The sequence below is a fragment of the Cupriavidus sp. Agwp_2 genome (genome assembly GCF_040784895.1).
Taxonomy (GTDB): Bacteria; Pseudomonadota; Gammaproteobacteria; order Burkholderiales; family Burkholderiaceae; genus Cupriavidus.
In genome coordinates, this window is record NZ_CP088083.1 from 2,546,082 (window position 1) to 2,568,131 (window position 22,050).

At 66.7% G+C, this 22,050-nt stretch carries 22 protein-coding genes; 1 reads left to right on the forward strand and 21 read right to left on the reverse strand.

Translation table 11 applies throughout. From position 1 onward, the window contains the following. Positions 1-41: 41 nt before the first annotated feature. Positions 42-362, reverse strand: a complete 321-nt coding sequence (gene sugE, locus LPA45_RS11985) for a quaternary ammonium compound efflux SMR transporter SugE (RefSeq protein ID WP_116322273.1) — start codon at positions 360-362, stop codon at positions 42-44. Between sugE and LPA45_RS11990 the strand changes: the two genes are divergently transcribed. After that, positions 356-646, forward strand: a complete 291-nt coding sequence (locus tag LPA45_RS11990) for a hypothetical protein (RefSeq protein WP_317922136.1) — start codon at positions 356-358, stop codon at positions 644-646. The two genes, sugE and LPA45_RS11990, sit on opposite strands and share 7 nt — an antisense overlap. Before the next feature lie 36 nt (positions 647-682). On the opposite strand, the gene LPA45_RS11995 is transcribed toward LPA45_RS11990, so the two are convergent. From LPA45_RS11995 to livG, 20 genes are all read right to left on the reverse strand, one after another. Further along, positions 683-1,888, reverse strand: coding sequence for an O-succinylhomoserine sulfhydrylase (locus tag LPA45_RS11995; RefSeq protein ID WP_116322300.1), 1,206 nt, complete (start codon positions 1,886-1,888; stop codon positions 683-685). Between the two features lie 323 nt (positions 1,889-2,211). Next, positions 2,212-3,741 (reverse strand): amidophosphoribosyltransferase, encoded by a 1,530-nt coding sequence (gene purF / locus LPA45_RS12000; protein ID WP_116322275.1) that lies wholly within the window; start codon positions 3,739-3,741, stop codon positions 2,212-2,214. A gap of 109 nt (positions 3,742-3,850) precedes the next feature. Beyond that, a complete protein-coding gene (locus tag LPA45_RS12005; protein WP_116322276.1) occupies positions 3,851-4,348 on the reverse strand; it encodes a CvpA family protein in 498 nt (165 codons plus the stop codon). 42 nt (positions 4,349-4,390) lie between these two features. Next, positions 4,391-5,101 (reverse strand): SPOR domain-containing protein, encoded by a 711-nt coding sequence (locus tag LPA45_RS12010; protein ID WP_116322277.1) that lies wholly within the window; start codon positions 5,099-5,101, stop codon positions 4,391-4,393. 67 nt (positions 5,102-5,168) lie between these two features. Further along, the gene (gene folC / locus LPA45_RS12015; protein WP_116322278.1) at positions 5,169-6,479 is read right to left on the reverse strand and encodes a bifunctional tetrahydrofolate synthase/dihydrofolate synthase; all 1,311 of its coding nucleotides are present in this window, start codon (positions 6,477-6,479) and stop codon (positions 5,169-5,171) included. Between the two features lie 137 nt (positions 6,480-6,616). After that, positions 6,617-7,489, reverse strand: a complete 873-nt coding sequence (accD, locus tag LPA45_RS12020) for an acetyl-CoA carboxylase, carboxyltransferase subunit beta (RefSeq protein WP_116322279.1) — start codon at positions 7,487-7,489, stop codon at positions 6,617-6,619. 175 nt (positions 7,490-7,664) lie between these two features. Then, complete coding sequence (trpA, locus tag LPA45_RS12025) at positions 7,665-8,465, reverse strand: tryptophan synthase subunit alpha (protein WP_317922131.1); 801 nt, start codon at positions 8,463-8,465, stop codon at positions 7,665-7,667. Position 8,466: 1 nt separating this feature from the next. After that, entirely contained in the window at positions 8,467-9,378 is a 912-nt protein-coding gene (locus LPA45_RS12030) for a DNA-methyltransferase (protein WP_376790606.1), read from the reverse strand. Further along, complete coding sequence (gene trpB / locus LPA45_RS12035; RefSeq protein ID WP_317922129.1) at positions 9,378-10,571, reverse strand: tryptophan synthase subunit beta; 1,194 nt, start codon at positions 10,569-10,571, stop codon at positions 9,378-9,380. The genes LPA45_RS12030 and trpB overlap by 1 nt, the downstream gene beginning before the upstream one ends. Positions 10,572-10,695: 124 nt before the next feature. Then, positions 10,696-11,418, reverse strand: coding sequence for a phosphoribosylanthranilate isomerase (locus LPA45_RS12040; protein ID WP_317922126.1), 723 nt, complete (start codon positions 11,416-11,418; stop codon positions 10,696-10,698). Further along, the gene (truA, locus tag LPA45_RS12045; protein WP_317922125.1) at positions 11,405-12,223 is read right to left on the reverse strand and encodes a tRNA pseudouridine(38-40) synthase TruA; all 819 of its coding nucleotides are present in this window, start codon (positions 12,221-12,223) and stop codon (positions 11,405-11,407) included. Before truA ends, LPA45_RS12040 begins: the two co-directional genes overlap by 14 nt. 145 nt (positions 12,224-12,368) lie before the next feature. Beyond that, positions 12,369-15,179, reverse strand: a complete 2,811-nt coding sequence (locus tag LPA45_RS12050) for a FimV/HubP family polar landmark protein (protein ID WP_367394573.1) — start codon at positions 15,177-15,179, stop codon at positions 12,369-12,371. A gap of 276 nt (positions 15,180-15,455) precedes the next feature. Next, the gene (gene asd / locus LPA45_RS12055) at positions 15,456-16,592 is read right to left on the reverse strand and encodes an aspartate-semialdehyde dehydrogenase (protein WP_317925339.1); all 1,137 of its coding nucleotides are present in this window, start codon (positions 16,590-16,592) and stop codon (positions 15,456-15,458) included. Between the two features lie 90 nt (positions 16,593-16,682). Beyond that, entirely contained in the window at positions 16,683-16,814 is a 132-nt protein-coding gene (locus tag LPA45_RS12060) for a hypothetical protein (RefSeq protein ID WP_012353360.1), read from the reverse strand. A 98-nt stretch (positions 16,815-16,912) separates the two neighbouring features. Beyond that, a complete protein-coding gene (gene leuB / locus LPA45_RS12065) occupies positions 16,913-17,980 on the reverse strand; it encodes a 3-isopropylmalate dehydrogenase (RefSeq protein WP_063238336.1) in 1,068 nt (355 codons plus the stop codon). Between the two features lie 22 nt (positions 17,981-18,002). Beyond that, positions 18,003-18,653 carry a 3-isopropylmalate dehydratase small subunit gene (gene leuD, locus LPA45_RS12070; protein ID WP_116322287.1) on the reverse strand — a complete coding sequence of 217 codons (651 nt, stop codon included), beginning with the start codon at positions 18,651-18,653 and terminating at the stop codon, positions 18,003-18,005. Between the two features lie 10 nt (positions 18,654-18,663). Next, on the reverse strand, positions 18,664-18,795 hold the full coding sequence (locus LPA45_RS12075) for an entericidin A/B family lipoprotein (RefSeq protein WP_116322288.1): 132 nt from the start codon (positions 18,793-18,795) through the stop codon (positions 18,664-18,666). A gap of 14 nt (positions 18,796-18,809) precedes the next feature. Beyond that, entirely contained in the window at positions 18,810-20,219 is a 1,410-nt protein-coding gene (gene leuC / locus LPA45_RS12080) for a 3-isopropylmalate dehydratase large subunit (RefSeq protein WP_116322289.1), read from the reverse strand. Positions 20,220-20,570: 351 nt separating this feature from the next. Further along, positions 20,571-21,272 (reverse strand): ABC transporter ATP-binding protein, encoded by a 702-nt coding sequence (locus tag LPA45_RS12085; protein WP_116322290.1) that lies wholly within the window; start codon positions 21,270-21,272, stop codon positions 20,571-20,573. After that, positions 21,272-22,045, reverse strand: a complete 774-nt coding sequence (gene livG, locus LPA45_RS12090; RefSeq protein ID WP_317925344.1) for a high-affinity branched-chain amino acid ABC transporter ATP-binding protein LivG — start codon at positions 22,043-22,045, stop codon at positions 21,272-21,274. Before livG ends, LPA45_RS12085 begins: the two co-directional genes overlap by 1 nt. Positions 22,046-22,050: the final 5 nt, after the last annotated feature.

The following is a 22,050-nucleotide window of genomic DNA, read 5'->3' on the forward strand; positions in this document are numbered from 1 at the left end:
GGCTGAGGTTCGGCTGAGGTTGCGCTGGTGCTGGGCGCGGCTCAGGCACTGCCCACCAGCTTAAGCCCGGCAATGCCGCACACGATCAGCGCGATGCAGCCGATGCGCGCCGCGGTCGCGGGCTCATTGAAGAGTATGATGCCGAAGATCGCGGTGCCGACCGCGCCGATGCCGGTCCAGACCGCATAGCCGGTTCCCACCGGAATGTGGCGCAGCGCCAGTGCCAGCAGGATCACACTGATGGCCATGCCGACCAACGTGATGATGCTCGGCACCAGACGCGTGAACCCGTCGGTGTATTTGAGCCCGATTGCCCACACCACCTCGAACAGCCCTGCCAGGGCCAGCAGTGTCCATGCCATACCGAAATTTCCCGTTGCGACGTATCGAGCGCAACGATAGCGGAGAATCCGCCATCTTGCAGCGCGTTGCCGTGGCGTTGGCGGCCGTGTTGACCACCCTTTCGCTGGGCGGCTGCATGGTGATGGCCGTGGGTAGTGCCGCGGTTTCTACCGTGGCAACCGTCGGCTCCGCCGCGGTCAGCGTGGCCTCGACCGCGGTCGGTACCACCTATGACATCACCGCTGCCGGCGTAAAAGCGGTGGCCGGCAGCGACGATCCGCCGCCGGCGCAGGAAGCACCGTAAGCGCTGTCAGCCTCGCAGTCGGCCTCGCAGGCAGCCTTATGCGCCCAGGCCGCGCAGCAGATCGGCCTTCAGGTCCTCGACCGACTCCAGCCCCACCGCCAGCCGGATCAGCCCTTCGCCCACGCCCGCCGCGGCCTTGGCCTCCGGGCTCACGCGCGCGTGCGTGGTGGTGTACGGGTGCGTGATGGTGGTGCGGGTGTCGCCCAGGTTACCCGTGATCGAGCACACGCGGGTGTTGTCGATCACGCGCCAGGCGTTGGCGCGCTGCTGCTCGGGCGTGGCGCCCTTCAGCTCGAACGAAACGATCGCGCCACCGCCGCTCTGCTGCCGCATGGCAATCTCATGCTGCGGGTGCGACGCCAGCGCCGGGTGGAACACGCGCGCCACCGCGGGATGCGACTCCAGGAACTGCGCCAGCGCCAGCGCGCTGGACGAGTGGCGTTCCATGCGGATTGCCAGCGTCTCCATGCCCTTGAGCAGCACCCAGGCGTTGAACGCCGACAGCGTCGGGCCGGCGGTGCGCACGAACGGGAACACCTTGCCCATGATGAAGTCGTGCGAGCCCAGCACCGCGCCGCCCAGCACGCGGCCCTGGCCGTCGATATGCTTGGTGGCGGAGTGCACCACGATATCCGCGCCGAACTTCATCGGCTGCTGCAGCGCCGGCGAACAGAAGCAGTTGTCGACCACCAGCAGCGCACCCGCGTCGTGGGCTATGTCGGCCACCGCGGCGATGTCGGCCACTTCGGTCAGCGGATTCGACGGCGTCTCCAGGAAAAACAGCCTGGTGTTCGGCCGAACGGCGGCGCGCCACGCGTTCAGGTCGCTCGGGTCGACGAAGGTGGTCTCGACGCCGAACTTCGAGAAGATATTGCCAAACAGCGTCATGGTCGAGCCGAAGATCGCGCGCGAGCTGACCAGGTGATCGCCTGCCTGCATCGACGACAGCACCACCGACAGGATCGCGCTCATGCCCGACGCCGTGGCCATGCAGGCCTGCGCGCCTTCCAGCGCAGCCAGGCGCGACTGGAACATCGACACAGTGGGATTGGTGAAGCGCGAATAGGTGAAGCCCTCTTCCGAGTTGGCGAAGCGTTCGGCGGCCTCGGCTGCACTGTTGAAGCAGAAGCTCGAGGTCAGGTACATGGCCTCGGAATGCTCCATGAACTCGCTGCGCAGCGTGCCGGCGCGCACGCCAAGGGTATCGATGCCGAGCGTTTCAGGATTGAGCGGTTCGTTCATGCTGGTGTCGCGGTCGTACCCGCGCGAATGCAATGGTTGCGGCCCGCCGCGCCAAGGCGGCCGGCCATGAAAAAAGCCCGTGCGATCGAATGGTCGGATCGACGGGCTTGCTGTTCTGCGGAGGCCTTTGGCAGGCTGTAGCGGGCTGTAGCGGTTGGCAAGCCAGTTGCGCAAACACTGTGCGCATTGGCAAGGTTGCCGACCGCCATCTCTTTAGCTGTTTCGGGCTGGACCCGCGTCCGCAAGCTGACTATCAAATCGACGCCCGGCCATGTTACGGCCGGGCTTCGCATCCGTCAACGCGCGGGCGCGTGGTGCGCGGCTTACTCGTTGCCGCCGGAGCGCTGCAGGTGCAGTGACGAGCGCTCGGTGTCGCCACCGGTGCCGTCGCGGTCGGCCTGGCTGCGCGCCGTTTCCAGCCGCTCCAGGTAGGCCTCGTCGATATCGCCGGTGACATAGCGGCCATCGAAGCACGATGCGTCAAAGTCCTTCAGCGCCGGGTTGATGTCGCGCACCGCCTGCTTCATCGCTTCCACGTCCTGGTACACCAGCTTGTCCGCGCCGATGATCTTCGCGATCTCTTCGTGCGTGCGGCCGTGCGCCACCAGTTCGCTGCGGGTCGGCATGTCGATACCGTACACGTTGGGGAACTTCACCGGCGGCGCTGCCGAGGCGAAGATCACCTTGTTGGCGCCGGCGTCGCGCGCCATCTGCACGATCTCGAACGAGGTGGTGCCGCGCACGATCGAGTCGTCGACGATCAGCACGTTCTTGCCCTTGAACTCGACGCCCATGGCGTTGAGCTTCTGGCGCACCGACTTCTTGCGCACCGCCTGGCCGGGCATGATGAAGGTGCGGCCGACGTAGCGGTTCTTGAAGAAGCCTTCGCGGTAGTTCACGCCCAGGCGGTTGGCCACCTGCATCGCGGCCGGGCGGCTGGAGTCGGGGATCGGCATCACCACGTCGATGTCGCCGGCCGACACTTCCTCGCGGATTTTCTCGGCCAGGTAGTCACCCATGCGCAGGCGCGCGTCGTAGACGGGCACGCCGTCGATGCACGAATCCGGGCGGGCCAGGTAGACGTACTCGAAAATGCAGGACGTCAGCACCGGGTTGTCCGCGCACTGCTTGCTGTAGAGCTTGCCGTCCAGGTCGATGAAGATCGCCTCGCCCGCCGCCACGTCGCGCTCGAGCTTGTAGCCGATGCCTTCCAGCGCCACCGACTCCGATGCCACCATCCATTCCTTGCCGGTCGGGGTCTCGATGCTGCCCAGGCACAGCGGGCGGATGCCGAACGGGTCGCGCACCGCAAGCATGCCATAGCCGGCGATCTGCGCGGCGATCGCATACGAGCCGCGTACGCGGCGGTGCAGGCCGCTTACCGCGGTGAAGATGGTGTCCGGGTCCAGCGCCATGCCGCTGCTGGCACGCTGCAGTTCGTCGGCCAGCACGTTCAGCAGCACTTCCGTATCGGAGTGCGTGTTGATGTGGCGACGGTCGCGGCGGAACATTTCTTCGCGCAGCTGCTGCCAGTTGGTCAGGTTGCCGTTGTGCGCCAGGATCACGCCGTAAGGCGCGTTGACGTAGAACGGCTGCGCCTCTTCCTCGCTCGACGCCGAGCCGGCGGTCGGGTAGCGCACCTGGCCGATGCCGGCGTCGCCCGGCAGGCTGCGCATGTTACGGGTGCGGAAGACATCGCGCACAAGGCCGTTAGCCTTGTGCATGTGAAAAGTACTGCCGTTGGCGGTGGCGATGCCGGCAGCATCCTGTCCGCGATGTTGCAACAACAGCAGGCTGTCGTAAATCAGTTGGTTGACAGGCGTGGCTGAAACCACACCGACGATACCGCACATGCCAAGCTCCCAGGAAAGGCTTTGAATCAGGGGGCGCAGCCTGGTCCGGCTATCCTTCCGGACCGCAAGGCCTGCGTACTACTGACCGGGCACCATGCCCGGCTTCATGTCATGTCTTGACGTACTTCGCCAGCTCCGGCGGCAGCCAGGGCTTCATCGATTCCATGGCCTGCATCACATAGGGGCGGCTCACCGCATCGCGCCAGAACGGTTCTTCCGGCAATTTCGTCAGGCTGGCGAGCGTCACCATCACCATCACCAGCAGCACGCCGCGCAGCAATCCGAACACCAGCCCGAGCCCGCGGTCCGCCGGCTTGAGGCCGGTGCTCTCCAGCAACTGCCCGACCACCATGCCGGCCAGCGACGCCCCGAGCACGGTGCCGATCAGCAGCACCACGAAACCCAGCGCGTGGCGGGCCAGTTCACCGCCGGGCAGCGACTCGGGCATCCAGCCCGCGGCCACTGCGCCGTAGCGGAACGCGACCCAGAACGCCACCACCCAGCCGATCAGCGACAGCACCTCGCGCACCAGGCCGCGCAGCACGCCCAGCACGCCCGAGGCCAGCAGGATAAAAACCACGGCATAGTCGAAGAAAGTCGGCTGCATCGTCGCTCGCTGCCGCGCCCATGCGCCAGGCAGCGCTGGTCCTTACTGTTCGATCACCTTCGAGGTCAGGCCCGCCGCGCGCACGCGCTTGTCGGCGGCATCGGCGGCGTCGCGGTCGCTGAAGGGACCGGCGCGCAGCAGGATGCGCTCGCCGTCGGCCAGCGCTTTCTTTTCCACATAGGCCGGCACCTTGCTCGCCTTGAGCTTGGCCAGCCAGGTCTTCGCCTTCTCTTCCGACGAGAAGGCGCCGATCAGGATCAGGTACTTGCCGCTGCCCTGGGGCTTGGCCTCAGGCTTGGCGTCGGGCTTGGCCTCGGCGCGCTGAATGGGCTTGTCGGCAGGCTTGTCCGCCGTATTGACGATCTCCTCGCCGGCATCGAGCGCCGCGGCGTCGCTGCGGGCCGCCGGCGCCGGCGGCAGCGGGTCGGCCTTGCGCGGCTCGACGCGGGGCTTGCTGCTGCCCTGCCCGCCGCTCACCTTGACCGCGACATCGTCGGCCACCGGGCGCGGCTTGGTCTCGAATACGATCGGCAGCACGATCACCGCGGCCACCACCAGCACCACGGCGCCGATCAGCCGGCGGCGCGCGCGCTGCTTCTGCGGGAATTCAGGGTCCAGCGTGTCGTCGGCATATTCGTCGGCGAGACGGCGCGACGAGGCGATGCCTGCACCCGGGTCGTTGCGCTGACGGCGCGCACGCTCTGGTGCCGGGTCGTTGCCCTTGCGGGAAGAAAACAGCGAAAGCAGGCCCATAGATTGGTTCGGTGCGACGGCCCCCTCAGGCAGGGGCCAGTCTTTGCGTTTGCCGCTCAGTGCCAGGTCAGTTGGCTTGCGTGGCCCGGTAGGCCATCACGCCGGCGACGGTATAGAACGATCCGAAGACCAGAATTCTATCATTCTCGGTCGCTCTCTCCATGGCGTCGCGGAACGCCGCCTCTGGACTGGAAAAGCAGGCGGCCGTGGCGTCGGGGCCGGCGCGGAAACCGCCCCCCTCCAGCTTCGCCAGCACGTCGGCGGCGCTGGCGGCGCGCTCGGTCGGCAGGTCGCACAGGCACCAGTGGTCGACCTTGTCGGCCACGTGCTGCAGCACGCCGGCGATATCCTTGTCCTGCATTGCGCCGAACACCGCATAGGTGTAGCGGAAGAAGCCCATGTTCTCCAGGTTCTGCCCCAGCGTGGCGGCAGCATGCGGGTTATGCGCCACGTCGAGGATCACCGCGGGCCGTCCCGGCAGCACCTGGAAGCGTCCCGGCAGCTCAACGAAGGCCAGCCCGTTGCGCACTTCCTGCGCGCTCACCGGCAGTTGCTGGCGCATGGCCTGCAGCGCGGCCAGCGCAGCGGCGGCGTTCAGAAGCTGGTTGGCGCCGCGCAGCGCGGGGTAGCCCAGCCCGTTGAGCTTGCGGCCGCCGCCGCTCCAGTCCCATTGCTGGCGTTCCTGGCCCTTGGCCGCGTGGAAGTGGAAATCGCGGCCCACCATCCACAGCTCGGCGCCGATGGCCTCCGCATGCGCCACCAGCGACTTGGGCGGCACCGGGTCGCCGCAGACCGCCGGCACGCCCGGGCGGAAGATGCCGGCCTTTTCAAAGCCGATTTCCTCGCGTGTGTTGCCCAGGTACTGGGTATGGTCGATATCGACGCTGGTGACGACGGCGCAGTCGGTATCGATCACATTGGTCGCATCCAGGCGGCCGCCCAGCCCGACTTCGAGGATGATCGCGTCCAGGCCGGAAGCGGCGAAGAAATGGATGATCGCCAGCGTGGTGAACTCGAAGTACGTCAGGCTGACCGGATCGGCAAAGCTGTTGCGCGCGCGCTCGACCGCCTCGAAGTGCGGCAGTAGCTGCGCGTCGGTCGCCATCTCGCCATTCAGGCGCGCACGCTCGTTGAACGAGATCAGGTGCGGCGAGGTATGGCAGCCCACCTTGTAGCCGGCTTCCAGCAGGATGCGCTCGAGCATGGCGCAGGTCGAGCCCTTGCCGTTGGTTCCGCCCACGGTGAAGACCGTGGCGTCGATGCGCAGCCCGAGGGCTTCCTTTACGCGCGTGATGCGCGTCAGGCCCATGTCGATGCCCACGGGATGGGCGGTTTCGAGATGGGTAAGCCATTCGGGGAGCGTGTGGAAGACAGGCATTTCAGGTGTGTGAGGAAAGCGTTTGCTACCAGATTCGGGCAGGCGGGCGCAAAGTCAAGGGCCGGCGCTGCAGGCGTCCAGAAAAGGCGAAAGGCGCGTCAACCACCCGCGCCTTCGGTATTGCGATTGCTGCGGCGTTATGCCACCGCGTCGGCCGGCTGCTTCTGCAGCAGCGCCAGCAGCTGCGCCAGTTCGGCGCGCATCTTGCGGCGGTCGATGATCATGTCGATGGCGCCCTTCTGCAGCAGGAACTCCGAGCGCTGGAAGCCTTCCGGCAGCTTCTCGCGCACGGTCTGCTCGATCACGCGCGGGCCGGCAAAGCCGATCAGCGCCTTGGGCTCGGCGATCACCACGTCGCCCAGGAAGGCGAACGAGGCCGACACGCCACCCATGGTCGGGTCGGTCAGCACGCTGATGAACGGCAGCTTGCTCGCGCTCAGCTGATTCAGCATGGCCGTGGTCTTGGCCATCTGCAGCAGCGACAGCAGGCTTTCCTGCATGCGCGCGCCGCCCGTGGCGGTAAAGCAGATGAACGGCACCTTCTGCTCGAGCGCGGCCTGCGCGCCGCGCACGAAGCGCTCGCCCACGACCGAACCCATCGAGCCGCCCATGAATTCGAACTCGAAGCAGCTCGCCACCACCGGGATGGTGTGGATGGCACCGCCCATCACCACCATGGCGTCGGTTTCGCCAGTTTCTTCCATGGCCGCCTTGATGCGGTCCGGGTACTTCTTCGAATCCTTGAACTTGAGCGCGTCGACCGGCACGATCTCCTGGCCGATCTCATAGCGCCCTTCGGCGTCCAGCAGCCCGTCCAGCCGCGCACGCGCGTTGATGCGCATGTGGTGGTCGCACTTGGGGCAGACGTGCAGGTTGGCCTCGACGTCGGTCCGGTACAGGGTGGACTCGCACGACGGGCACTTGACCCACAACCCCTCCGGGATGCCCTTGCGGGTACGGGGGTCGGTCTGTTGAATCTTGGGGGGCAGGAGTTTATCCAACCAGCTCATGAAAGCTCCTTTCGGATAGCTGCGCGCCGCCGGCAAACCCTGTGTCAGGGCGCACTTCGGCAGGTGGCAGGGAATCAACCCGCAAATTTACCACGCCGGGCCCGTGACCTCGAAGCGCGGCGCGCAGATTGAGCACGCCGCATCACTTAAGGATGCCTACCGAGCCCGGATTAGATCACTTGTCGTCCAGCGCCTGGCGGATCTCGGCGATAAACGCCTGCAGCGCCGCCACCGCCTGCTCGCGCGGCGTGTCTTCCAGCAGTTGCACCAGCCTGCTGCCGATCACCACGGCGTCGGACACGCTGCCGATCGCACGCGCGGTCTGCGCGTCGCGGATGCCGAAGCCCACGCCCACCGGCAGGTTGGCGTGCTGCTTGATCAGCGGCAGGCGCGAAGCCACGCTGTCCAGGTCGATCGATGCAGAACCGGTCACGCCCTTGAGCGAGACATAGTAAAGATAGCCGCTGGCGACCTTGGCCACTGCCTCGATGCGTGCATCGGTGGAGGTCGGTGCCAGCAGGAAGATCGGATCCATGCCGTTGTCGCGCATCAGCCCGGCGAAGGATTCGCACTCCTCGGGCGGATAGTCGACCACCAGCACGCCATCCACGCCGGCCGCGCTCGCAGCCTTGGCGAAGGCCTCTTCGCCCATGCGCTCGATCGGGTTGGCGTAGCCCATCAGCACCACCGGGGTCTCGGCATTGGTCTGGCGAAACTCGCGCACCCACTGCAGCACCTGCGTCAGCGACACGCCCTGCGCCAGCGCGCGCTCGGAGGCGCGCTGGATCACCGGGCCGTCGGCCATCGGGTCGGAGAACGGCACGCCCAGCTCGATCACATCGGCGCCGCCCGCCACCAGCGCGTGCATCAGCGCCACGGTCAGGCCGGGCTCGGGATCGCCGGCGGTGACAAACGGAATCAGGCCCTTCTTCTGCTGCGCGGTCAGCGCCGCGAACGTCTTCTGGATACGGGACATATCAGGGAATCAGGTGAGGCCGCGGCGCCGGCGAGGCGTCGTCGTTGGCGGCGGCCGGGGTTGCGGTGACGTCAGGCTCGATCGCGGGCATGGCTTGCGCGGCCGCGGCCACGCGCCCGCACGCCACCTGCACGTACTCCGGGTTGATCTCGTAGCCCACAAAGCGCCGGCCGTGGCGCAGGCAGGCCACCGCGGTGGTGCCGCTGCCCGCGAATGGATCCAGCACCAGGCCGCCCGGCGGGCAGCTCGACAGCACCATGCGCTCGACGATTTCCAGCGGCTTCTGCGTCGGGTGGTTGGCGCGTTCGGGATCCTGCCGGTGGATGCGCGAGATGCTCCACAGGTCCTTGGGGTTGTAGCCCACCTCCAGCCACTTCTTGCCCTCGAAGCGCGGGCGGCTGCGCGCCTTCTTGGTCTCGGGGTCATACGGAATCCGGACCGGGTCGAGATCGAAGTAGTAGTCGCGCGCCTTGGCAAAGAAGCCAATGTTGTCGTGCACCGACGAGAACTTGCGCGTGGTGCCGCCCATGCTGGGCACGCGGCGGTCCCAGATGATCTCGTTGATCATCGTCAGGCGCCGCTTGAGCATCACGAACAGCTCCGGCGAATACTGCCAGGTGCAGAACAGGTAGAGCGTGCCCCTGGGCGCGAGCTTGGGCACGACCGCGTCCATCCAGCGCTCGGACCAGTCCAGGTAGGCCTGGCCCGACAGCAGGTCGGAATCGTTGCCATAGTCCTTGCCCAGCCCGTACGGCGGATCGGCGACGATCAGGTCGACCGAGCCGTCCGGCAGGCGGGCAATGCCCTCGAACATGTCTTCCTGGAACAGGTGCAGCGGCGGCGCGTCGGACGCGCCAGGCAAAGCGTCGGGCCCGCCGACGGCAAGGCCCTGGGGGTGGGACAGCGCGCGCATCAGAGCTTGAGCCCCGCGCGCTCGGCGACCGTGTGCATGTCCTTGTCGCCGCGGCCGGACAGGTTCACCAGCAGCAGCTTGTCCTTGGGCAGCGTCGGCGCCAGCTTGCAGGCGTAGGCGATCGCGTGGCTCGATTCCAGCGCCGGGATGATGCCCTCGATGCGGCAACAGTCATGGAAGGCCTTGAGCGCTTCCTCATCGGTGATCGGCACGTACTGCGCGCGGCCACTGTCCTTGAGCCAGGCATGCTCGGGGCCAACGCCAGGGTAGTCCAGGCCGGCCGAGACCGAATGCGTCTCGATGATCTGGCCGTTGTCGTCCTGCAGCAGGTAGGTGCGGTTGCCGTGCAGCACGCCGGGCGTGCCGCCGGTCAGCGACGCGGCATGGCGGCCGGTGTCGAGGCCGTCGCCGGCGGCTTCCACGCCGATCAGCTGCACATCCTGGTGCTCGATATACGGATAGAAGATGCCCATGGCATTGGAGCCGCCGCCGACGCAGGCAATCACCGCATCCGGCTGGCGGCCGGTCATCTCCGGCATCTGCACCTTGGCTTCCTCGCCGATCACGCACTGGAAGTCGCGCACCATCATCGGGTACGGATGCGGGCCGGCCACGGTGCCGATGATGTAGAAGGTGTTCTCGACGTTGGTGACCCAGTCGCGCATGGCTTCATTGAGCGCGTCCTTGAGCGTGCGCGAGCCGCTTTCCACCGGCACCACGGTCGCGCCCAGCAGCTTCATGCGGTAGACGTTGGCGGCCTGGCGCTTGACGTCTTCGGCGCCCATGTAGACCACGCACTCCATGCCGAAGCGTGCAGCGATAGTGGCCGTTGCCACGCCATGCTGCCCTGCCCCGGTCTCGGCGATCACGCGCGGCTTGCCCATGCGCCTGGCCAGCAGCGCCTGCCCGATGACGTTGTTGATCTTGTGCGCGCCGGTGTGGTTCAGGTCTTCGCGCTTGAAAAAGATCTGCGCGCCGCCGAGCGTCTCGCTCCAGCGTTGCGCGTGGTAGATCGGCGACGGGCGGCCGACAAAGTGCTTCAGTTCGCGGCGGAATTCGGCATCGAACTCCGGGTCCTTCTGGGAGTGCGCATAGGCTTCGCGCAACTCGTCCAGCGCGTGGACCAGTGTCTCGGAAACGAAGGTGCCGCCATAGGGGCCGAAATGGCCACGGGAATCGGGCAGGTCGTACATGTCTAGGCTCTTCGGAACAGCGGCCTTGCCTTGACCGGCAAGGGCGCGTAGTTGGCTGGGGTGCGCGATGGCCGCCTTGATGCGGCGGACACGGGGTGGGCAAGGGATCGGGCTTCGATCCGGCTCATCCGGCCTCGGCGCTGCGGACAGCGCGCACGAATTCGGCAATGCGGGCGTGGTCCTTCACGCCCTTGGCGGCCTCTACCCCGCTGCTGACGTCCACAGCGTAGGGCCGCACGCGTTCAATCGCGCCAGCGACGTTTTGCGCGTTCAACCCACCACTCAAAACGATGCGAGGAGCGCCGCTTGCGTTCGGGTTGCCGGTTGCCGTAACCGGAGGATTGGGCGGAAGCCATGCCGGAGGAATCAGGGTCCAGTCGAAGACGTGGCCGCCACCGCCGTAGCCTTCGACGAAGGCATCGAGCAGCAAGGCAGCGGCATCACGGTATTGGTCGGCAAATTCTACCAAATCGAGCCCCGGACGGACACGGGCGGCGCGCAGGAACGGCAGCCGGCAGCGCTGGGCGGCCTGGGTGCAGAACTGCGGGGTTTCGTCGCCGTGCAGCTGCAGCAGCGTCAACGGCACACGCTCGGCCACATGGGCGATGTCCTCCAGCTCGGCGTTGACGAACAGCCCCGTCACCGCGACGAACGGCCCCGCGGCCTCGGCCAGCGCCGCCGCCCGCGCCACCTCGACGTAGCGCGGGCTCTTCGGGTAGAAAACCAGCCCGATCGCGTCCGCGCCGGCATCGACGGCGGCGCGCACGTCGTCTTCGCGGGTCAGGCCGCAGATCTTGATGCGGGTACGCTGTGGCAGGTGCATCGCACTGCCCTCAGGCTGCGTCATCGAACACTCCATGAAACAGGCTCGCGGACGGATCGGCCGCGGGGATCGGGTAAGCATCAGGATACTTGACCCCGACCAGGTAAAGGCCATCCGGCATGAACGTAGGCGCCGCCAGCTTGCGGTCGCGCCCGGCCAGCACCTGCGCCAGCCACTGCGGCGGGTAGCGGCGGCGGCCCACCGCCACCAGGCAGCCCATCAGGTTGCGCACCATGTGGTGCAGGAAGGCGCTGGCGCGGAAGCGCAGGAACACCCAGTTGCCGTCGTCACGGATGGTGACGTCGTACATGGTCTTGACCGGCGACTTGGCCTGGCATTCGGCGGCGCGGAAAGCGGAAAAGTCATGCTCGCCGACCAGGCACGCGGCGGCTTCGCGCATCGCCTCGACGTCGAGCCGCTGGCCCGGCGGCAGCATCTGGTAGCCGGCGCGGCCGTGCACCATCGGCACCCGGTGCGGGCCGGTGTAGAGCGCGTAGTAATACATGCGCTCGTACGCCAGGAAGCGGGCGTGGAAGCCCTCGTCGACGGGCCGCGCCCACTGCAGCGCGATCGACGGCGGCAGGAACGCATTGACGCCGCGGACCCAGGAAAAAGGCTCGCGTTCCAGCTCGGTATCCAGGTGGATGACCTGTCCCAGCGCGTGCACGCCGGTATCGGTGCGCCCCGCCACGGTGGTCAGCAGGCGCACGCCGGCGAAGCGCTCGATGGCGTCTTCGAGGTGATCCTGCACGGTATTGCGGTGCGGCTGCGACTGCCAGCCGGAAAAGGCGGCGCCGTCGTAGTGCAGGCCAAGAGCGATGCGGTTCATGTCAGGGGAAAAAGCATGGGTCCGGCAACGTCGGGCAAGCTTGCGTGCCGCGCGCGCCGGAAAAGCAAATGCGCCGGAAGGGACGCTTCCGGCGCATCGCTTCATGCCGCGGCAGCGGGTGCCGCGGCGGACCGTCAATGATAGCTCAGGCCACTTCCAGCAGCAGCGAACGGGCCTCGGCCTGCAGCGGATCCTGCGACTGATCTACCACCTCCTGCAGCAGCTCGCGCGCCCCTTCCTTGTCGCCGATCTCGATATAGGCACGGGCCAGGTCGAGCTTGATCTGCATGTCGCGCCCGCCGTCGACACCATCGGTCGACAGCGTGCTGGGCGAAACGCCGCGAGCGGTGTCGGGATTGGTCTCGTCGGGAACGCGGGACAGGTCGAACGGCTCGGCCAGCTTGCCGTCGCGCAGCATGGTCGTTGCAGGCAACGGCGCGAACGCCTCGTCCGCCGCGGCCGGCGAGCCGCTGGTAGCCGACGGCCCACCGCCCAGGTCGAGCGACAGGCCGGACATGTCGAACTCCAGCGGGCGCGAGCGGGTGGGCGTATCCAGGCGCGGCACCTCGTGCTCGTCCTCATCATCTGCCAGCGGGTCGGTGGCACGGGCCGGGAAGTCCAGGTGCAGTCCGCGGTCCAGGCGCACGGCCGGTTCGGTCGGGTCCGAATCGGTGCCGAACACCATGGCCGCCGATGCCGGCGCCACGATCGGGTCGCCCGCCGCGGGCGCCGGGAAGGCGTCCAGCGGCAGTGCCAGGTCGCCCAGCGAGGGCTCCAGGCGCGGGATCGATGCCGGATCCTGCGACGGGTCCTGCGTGCGCCACTGGTCCGTTGCCGGCGAGGCCGTATCCGGGCCCGCGGCCTCCGGCGTCACCACCATGTACATCGCGTTGCCCGGCTCGAGCGCGCGCCCCATTTCTGCTGCCTTCAGCCATTCCGCACCGTGTCCGCCGGTCTGGGCGAACATTTCTTCTGCTATCACGCGGAAACCTTCCACATCCTGTCTGTTGCTGTAAATCTCCAGGAGCTTGAGCCGCACCGGCTGCTGCTCCGGGTTTTTCTCCAGGGCTTCGCGCAGGATCTCCTCGGCCTGCACATCGCGCCCGTAGGCGATATAGACCTCGGCCTCGGCGATCGGGTCGACCTCATTGGCTTCCGGCGTGTTGTTGCCGATGCGGAAATCGGCGCCGAACACGCTGTGCTGCGAGGTGTCGACACTCTGCCCGCCGGCGGCACCGAACAGCGAATTGGTGCCGGCCATCACCGTGCTTTCCTGCGACAGGATGCTGTCGCCAAAGCCGGTCGCCTCGCTTTCCTTCTGCTGCTGGCGGCGCCGATAGATCGCGAAGACGCCGAGCAGCGCCACCACCAGGCCACCGCCGGGCAGCAGCAGCGGGTTGGCGAGCAGGCCGTCAAGGAACGACGGTTCCTGCACCGGTGCGGGCTGTGCCACCACGGGTGGCGTCGGCTTGACTGCCGGGGCCGATGCCGGCGCAGCAGCAGCCACTTGCGGCGCCGAGGCTCCGGCGGCAGCCACTGCCGACGCTGCGCCAGCGGCGGCGGGCACGGCGGCGGCAGCGGTAGCCGCCGCTGCCGCTGGTTCCGCCGCATCCGCCTTCGGCGCCTGCGCGGCCACCACGTTCGGTGCGGCCGCTTCCGGCTTGGCCACTGCGGCCGCCTTTTCCTTCTCCTTGTCGGCAGGCGCCGCCTGGTTGGACTGGCTCAGCTTGGCGATCTCGGCATTCTTCAGCTCGAGCAGCTTCTGCATGTCGCCGATATTCTTTTCCAGCTGCGCCAGGCGCGTCTCGGCTTCCTTGATCTGGCGCTCGCGAGCGACGTTGGCTTCGGCCTTGGCGGCAGCATCCGCCTGGGCACCCCGCTCGGCCTTGCTCAGCTTCAGTTCGTCGCGCGGGCCATCGGTCGGGGCCGCCTGTTCCTGCACGCGCGCCGTCACGTTGCCGGACTGCTGGCGGCCGCTGTCGGGCTCGACCGACTTGGCCGCGGCGGCACTCGCCAGGCGGCTGCGATAGGCGTCGAAGCCCTGCGTGCGCGCGACCACTTCGCGGCGTGCCTCCTTCCGCGTGACGGACTGCGCCTGTTGCTGGGTCGGCACCTGCAGCACCGCGCCGCTGCGCAGCCGGTTCATGTTGCCGCCGATAAAGGCATTGGGATTGTTGCGATAGAGCGCGACCAGCATCTGGTCCAGCGACACCGATTCGGCGCCCTGTACGGCTTCGCCGGCAATCCCAGACAGCGTATCGCCGCGCTTGACGGTATAGCCGCCGCCCGGCGCCGTGTCGGCGCTGGGTGCGGTTGCCGGTGCCGGCGCGCGCCTGGCTTGCCGTGCCGGGCGCACGGGCGCTGCCGGACGGGCGGATTCGGCGGCGGACGCGGCCTCCTGTGCCGCCGCTTGCGGCGCTGCGTCAGCCGCGGGCTGCGGCGCGGTGGCGGGTGAAGCGTCGGGCGTTGCCGCCTGTACCACCGTCGACGGCGAGTAGGTCTCGTTGGAGGGCTTGGCTCCGGCGGGATCAAGCAGGAATGTGTAGGCGCGCGAAACCTTGCCGCTGGCCCAACTCATGTCGACCAGGATATCGACAAACGGCTCGCTGATCGGCTGGGTCGAACGGACCTTGGCGACATAGCTGCCGTTGCGTCGGCGCTCGACCTCCAGGCGCAGCGTACTGACCGCGGGCTGGTAAGTCAGCCCCGCCGCGGCATACGCCCCCGGCGACGCCAGCCTGACGTTCAGCCCGGCGGCCTCTTCGGGCGTGACCCCGCTGATGTCGATTTCAGCCTGTAGCGGCTGCCCCAGATTCGACTGAACCCGCAATTGCCCGAACCCCGCGGCATATGCGGCCGGCTGCGCAAGCAGCAGGCCCAGTGCCGTGACGGCCAGCGTTGACCAGCGCTGACGGGCAGTAGGCGCATCTTTCCGGCGATGTTGGCTCACACTCACCTTTATGCTCCGTTATGTTTTAGTAGCGATATACATCGACAAACCGACCCCATAAACAGGTCCGGCAGGCTGGCGAGGCATTCTGGTTGCACCTCTTGTCCAGCCGGCGCGCAGGCGCCGACCCCTGCGAGCCGGGGCGCATGCCGGCGTATTGTGACGCATCGCCCGGGAAAATAGGCGCCCGGATACAACAACGCCGCGCGTGGGCGCGGCGTTGTCGGCAAAGCGGTCTTTTCTGTTGCCTGGCTGCAACGGACGCAACCAGGCAACTTCCCATCAGGATTCGATCAGGATACGCAGCATGCGGCGCAGCGGCTCGGCCGCGCCCCACAGCAGCTGGTCGCCCACCGTGAAGGCCGACAGGTACTCGCCGCCCATCTGCATCTTGCGCAGGCGGCCGACCGGGATCGTCAGCGTGCCGGTCACGGCAGCCGGGGTCAGGTCGGTCATGCTGGCTTCACGCGTGTTCGGCACCACCTTGGCCCACGGGTTGTGAGCGGCCAGCATGCCTTCGACCTCGTCCAGCGGCACGTCCTTGCGCAGCTTGATGGTCAGCGCCTGCGAGTGGCAGCGCATCGCGCCGATGCGCACGCACAGGCCGTCGACGGCGATCGGCGTGGCGCCGGTCGCGCCCAGGAAGCCTTCGCCACGGCCCAGGATCTTGTTGGTCTCGGCGCCGCCCTTCCATTCTTCCTTGGACTGGCCGTTGCCCAGGTCCTTGTCGATCCAGGGGATCAGGTTGCCGGCCAGCGGCACGCCGAACTGCTTGGTTTCCTCGGCGGACAGGCCGTGCTGGGTTGCCAGGATCTGACGGTCGATTTCCAGGATGGCCGACGCCGGGTTGTCCAGCAGCGGCTTGACCGAGGCGTTCAGCGTGCCGAACTGCGTCAGCAGCTCGCGCATGTGCTGGGCCCCGCCGCCCGAAGCGGCCTGGTAGGTCATCGAGGTCATCCATTCGACCATGTCGGCCTGGAACAGGCCACCCAGGCCGATCAGCATGCAGCTGACCGTGCAGTTGCCGCCGATGAAATTCTTGACGCCCTTGGACAGCGCGTCCTTGATCACACCCTGGTTGACCGGATCCAGCACGATGATGGCATCGTCCTTCATGCGCAGCGACGAAGCCGCGTCGATCCAGTAGCCCTTCCAGCCCGCCGCGCGCAGCTTGGGGAAGACTTCGTTGGTGTAGTCGCCGCCCTGGGCGGTCAGCACCACGTCGCACTTCTTCAGTGCCTCGATGTCGTTGGCATCCTTGAGCGTGGTTTCGTTCCTGGCCATGGCGGGCGCCTTGCCGCCGGCGTTGGACGTGCTGAAGAAGACGGGCTCGATGTGGTCGAAATCACGCTCTTCCTGCATGCGTTGCATCAGGACGCTGCCGACCATACCCCGCCAACCGACGAGACCTACAATCATGATTTACCTCGGATGTGATTTTTACTTCCCCGCCATTTTCCTCGCCCGGCGTGGCTGCGCGGGGAAGACGGGCAGGCACGACGAACGGATCTAGGCGATCGCGGTTTTAATAATGGTTTTAATCGTCGTTGCGGTCTGGCCGAGCGAAATCGTGCCGACCGGGCCGCGGGTGGCGGTCAGGGCGACAACAGCAGTCAGGGTGGACTGGGAAAATCGGGCCATTCGCAGAGTCTACACGATTTTGCGGCGCCGCCGCAGCGTGCAAATTGGGGACAAATAAAACGAGGGCACCGCGCTGGCGGTGCCCTTTTGCGTGTGACTTACAGTGCCGCCAGCACGGCTTCACCCATCTCGCGGGTGCCAACCTGCTTGCAGCCCGGCGTCAGGATGTCGCCGGTGCGGTAGCCCTGGGCCAGCACCTTCTTGACGGCGTTCTCGATGCGGTCGGCCTGCTCGGCGCGGTTCAGCGAGTAGCGCAGCATCATCGCCGCCGACAGGATGGTGGCCAGAGGATTGGCCACGCCCTTGCCGGCGATGTCAGGTGCCGAACCGTGCGACGGCTCGTACAGGCCCTTGTTGTTCGCATCCAGCGACGCCGACGGCAGCATGCCGATCGAGCCGGTCAGCATCGCGGCCTCGTCCGACAGGATGTCGCCGAACATATTGCCGGTGACGATCACGTCGAAGCTCTTGGGCGCCTTGACCAGCTGCATGGCCGCGTTGTCGACATACATGTGCGACAGCTCGACTTCCGGATATTCCTTGCTGACGTCGATCACGATGTCCTTCCAGAACTGGAAGGTTTCGAGCACATTGGCCTTGTCGACGCTGCACAGCTTCTTGCCGCGCTTGGCCGCGGCCTGGAATGCCACATGCGCAATGCGGCGGATTTCCGGCTCGCTGTAGCGCATGGTGTCGAAGGCTTCGCGCGCCCCCTTGAACAGGCCGTCCGGCGCTTCGCGCAGGCCGCGCGGCTGGCCGAAGTAGATGTCGCCGTTCAGTTCGCGCACGATCAGGATGTCCAGGCCGGCCACCAGCTCGGGCTTCAGGCTCGAGGCGCCGGTCAGCTCCGGATAGCAGATCGCCGGACGGAAGTTGGCAAACAGTTGCAGGTGCTTGCGCAGGCCCAGGATGGCCTGCTCGGGGCGCAGCGCGCGCTCCAGGCTGTCGTATTTCCAGTCGCCGACGGCGCCGAACAGGATGGCGTCGGCTTCCTTGGCCAGCTTCAGCGTGTTCTCCGGCAGCGGATGGCCTTCGGCCTCGTAGCCGGCGCCGCCCACCGGGGCGGTTTCCAGTTCGAACTTCTCGTCGAGCGCGTTCAGGACCTTGACGGCCTCTGCAACGATTTCGGGACCGATGCCGTCACCCGGCAGGACTGCGATCTTCATTGTTGTCTTCCCTCGTAGAGTCTTATCCGACCAGGCGGTTGTTCAGCCACGGCATCTTCGCCACGCGCTCGGCCTCGTAGGCCTTGATCTTGTCGGCATGGCGCAGGGTCAGGCCGATATCGTCGAAACCGTTCAGCATGCAGTACTTGCGGAACGGGGCGATGTCGAACTCGTAGCCCTGGCCCGACGGCGTGAGCACCACCTGCTTGTCCAGGTCGATGGTCAGCTGGTAGCCGTTGAACGCGTTGGTCTCGTTGAACAGGTGGTCGACCTGCTGCTCGCTCAGCACCACCGGCAACAGGCCGTTCTTGTAGCAGTTGTTGAAGAAGATATCGGCAAAGCTGGGCGCGATCACGGCGCGGAAGCCGTATTGCGTCAGCGCCCACGGCGCGTGCTCGCGCGAGCTGCCGCAACCGAAATTGCGGCGCGCCAGCAGGATCGACGCGCCCTGGTAGCGCTGCTGGTTCAGCACGAAGTCCGGGTTCAGCGGACGCTTGCTGTTGTCCATGCCGGGCTCGCCGACATCCTTGTAGCGCCACTCGTCGAACAGGTTGGGGCCGAAGCCGGTGCGCTTGATCGACTTCAGGAACTGCTTCGGGATGATGGCGTCGGTGTCGACGTTTTCGCGGTCGAGCGGGGCCACGAGGCCGCTGTGTACAGTGAACTTGTCCATGTCTCTTTCCTTACTTCTTGGCCGCGCGCTCGAGCGAGCTGCCGGCGGCCTGCGTGTCCTTGCCCAGGCCGGCCATGGTATTGCAGCCAGCCAGCTGCAGCATGCCCAGGCATGCCAGCCATGCGATCAGGGTCCTTTTCATCTGCCGCGCCCCGCTTAGCCCAGCTTGCGGATGTCGACGAAATGGCCTTCGATGGCGGCAGCGGCTGCCATCGCCGGGCTCACCAGGTGGGTACGGCCACCGGCGCCCTGACGGCCTTCGAAGTTGCGGTTCGAGGTCGACGCGCAGCGCTCGCCCGGATCGAGGCGGTCGGCATTCATGGCCAGGCACATCGAGCAGCCCGGCTCGCGCCACTCAAAGCCGGCGGCCTTGAAGATCTTGTCCAGGCCTTCGCGCTCGGCCTGCTCCTTGACCAGGCCGGAACCCGGCACCACCAGCGCAAGCTTTACGTTCGATGCAACCTTGCGGCCCAGCTTTTGAACCACCCACGCGGCGGCACGCATGTCTTCGATGCGGCTGTTGGTGCACGAGCCGATAAAGACCTTGTCGATATTGATGCTTTCGACCGGCACGTTGGGCTGCAGGCCCATGTATTCCAGCGCGCGCTCCATGGCGTTGCGCTTGTTCTGGTCCTTTTCCTTCTCGGGATCCGGCACGCGGTCTTCAATGCTGATCACCATTTCCGGCGATGTGCCCCAGGTCACCTGCGGGCGGACGTCTTCGGCGCGCAGTTCGACCACCTGGTCGAACTTGGCACCGGCATCCGAGTGCAGCGTGCGCCAGTAGCTAACCGCCTGCTCCCACTCCACGCCCTGCGGCGCGTACGGGCGGCCCTTCACGTATTCCAGCGTGACATCGTCCACCGCCACCAGGCCGGCGCGCGCGCCCGCTTCGATGGCCATGTTGCAGACCGTCATGCGGCCTTCCATGGTCAGGTCGCGGATGGCCGAGCCAGCGAACTCGATGGTGAAGCCGGTGCCGCCGGCGGTGCCGATCTTGCCGATCACGGCCAGCACGATGTCCTTGGCGGTGCAGCCGCGCGGCAGCTTGCCTTCCACCTTGACCAGCATGTTCTTCGCCTTCTTGCCCAGCAGCGTCTGCGTGGCCAGCACGTGCTCGACTTCAGACGTGCCGATGCCGTGCGCCAGCGCGCCGAAGGCGCCATGCGTGCTGGTATGCGAGTCGCCGCACACCACCGTCATGCCCGGCAGCGTCGCGCCCTGCTCCGGCCCGATCACGTGCACGATGCCCTGGCGGTGATCGGTCATCTTGAACTGGGTGATGCCGAAGCTGTCGCAGTTTGCATCCAGCGTATCGACCTGCAGCTTCGACACCGGATCGGCGATGCCCTGGCTGCGGTCGGTGGTCGGCACGTTGTGATCCGACACGGCCAGGTTCGCGCTGATGCGCCATACCGGACGCTCCGCCAGCTTCAGGCCCTCGAACGCCTGCGGGCTGGTGACTTCATGCAGCAGGTGGCGGTCGATGTAGAGCAGCGTGGTGCCGTCTTCCTCGACGTGGACGGTGTGGTCATCCCAGAGTTTGTCGTAGAGCGTCTTGGCCATGATGCGATGGCGGGCCGAATGACCGATCCTTGGCAGGAGAGGTCCGCGGTGACCGCGCAGTAGTTTGCAGGGGTTTTTGTTCGCTTCGGTCGCGGTGGCGAACACGGGCGTCGTATTGCAATCAGTCTCGATGATCGCGCCGGAAGCCGCCTGAAGCGAGCGTTATTTCAAGCGTTGCCGCAATGCTTGACTTGGCAATCGATTATGCCACAGGGGGTATGGGGATCAGCGCCCTGCCCGGCCGGGACGGCGCCTGGAATGTAATGTGATTGGCGAAAGGGGGCTTTCGCGGATGGCGAAAACGAATCGCCAGAGGGCCGCCACCCCGTTGCAGGGCGGCGGCCGCGGACATCAGCCGCCCAGGTAGGCGGCCTTGATCCGGTCGTTGGCCAGCAGGTTGGCGCCGGTATCGGCCAGCACCACCTTGCCGGTTTCCAGCACATAGCCGCGATCCGCGACCTGAAGCGCCTTGTTGGCGTTCTGCTCGACCAGGAACACAGTGACGCCTTCGTCACGAATGGTCCGGATGATGTCGAAGATCTGCGCGATGATCAGCGGCGCGAGGCCGAGGGTGGGCTCGTCCAGCAACAGCAGGCGCGGCCGGCTCATCAGCGCGCGACCGATCGCCAGCATCTGCTGCTCGCCGCCCGACATGGTGCCGGCGCGCTGGCTCGCGCGCTGGTTCAGGCGCGGGAACAGCTTGAAGACGTGCTCGATGCCTGCCTCGATCTCGTCGCGCCTGGCAAAGAAGCCGCCCATCTTCAGGTTCTCCAGCACCGTCAGGCTCGGGAACACGCGCCGGCCTTCGGGCGAGATCGCCATGCCCAGCCGCATGATCTCGTGCGTCGAGCGGTTGGTGATGTCCTCGCCTTCGAACAGCACGCGCCCGCTGGAGGCGCGCGGCGTGCCGCACACGGTCATCATCAGCGTCGTCTTGCCGGCGCCGTTGCTGCCGATCAGGGTGACGATCTCCCCCTTGTTCACTTCGATCGATACGCCCGACAGCGCCTCGACGGCGCCGTAGTGGGTATGGACCTGTTCCAGCTTCAGCATCAGTCCTCTCCCAGGTAGGCCTTGATCACGCGCGGGTCGTTGCGCACTTCCTCCGGCTTTCCGATCACGATCGGCTTGCCGTGCTCCATCACCAGGATGCGGTCGGACACGCCCATCACCAGGCTCATGTCGTGCTCGATCAGCAGCACGGCAATGCCGAACTCTCGCCGCAGCTGGTCGATCAGCTGCTGCAGCTCGACCTTCTCCTGCGGGTTCAGGCCGGCGGCGGGTTCGTCCAGCATCAGCAGGCGCGGCTTGGTGATCATGCAGCGCGCGATCTCCAGCCGGCGCTGGTGGCCGTATGACAGCGTGCCGGCCTCGCGGTTGGCAACCTTGGTCAGGCCCATCCGCTCCAGCCAGACCGCGGCGCGCTCCAGCGCCTCGCGCTCGGCACGGCGATAGGCCGGGGTGGCAAACAGGCCGCGCAGGATGCCGGACTGCACCTGCAGGTGTTGCGCCACCAGCAGGTTCTCCACCACCGTCAGCGACTTGAACAGGCGGATGTTCTGGAAGGTCCGCACCAGGCCCTGGCGCGCCACCTTGTGGCTGGGCAGGCCGGCGATGTCGTGGCCATCCAGCGTGACATCGCCCGCGGTCGGCCTGTAGAAGCCGCCGACGCAGTTGAACACCGTGGTCTTGCCTGCGCCGTTGGGGCCGATGATGGCGAAGACCTCATCCTTGCGGACATCGAAATCGATGCCGTCCACGGCCAGCAGGCCGCCGAAGCGCATCTGCAGGCCCGAGACCTTCAGCAATTCTGCGTTTGTACTCATCGGCG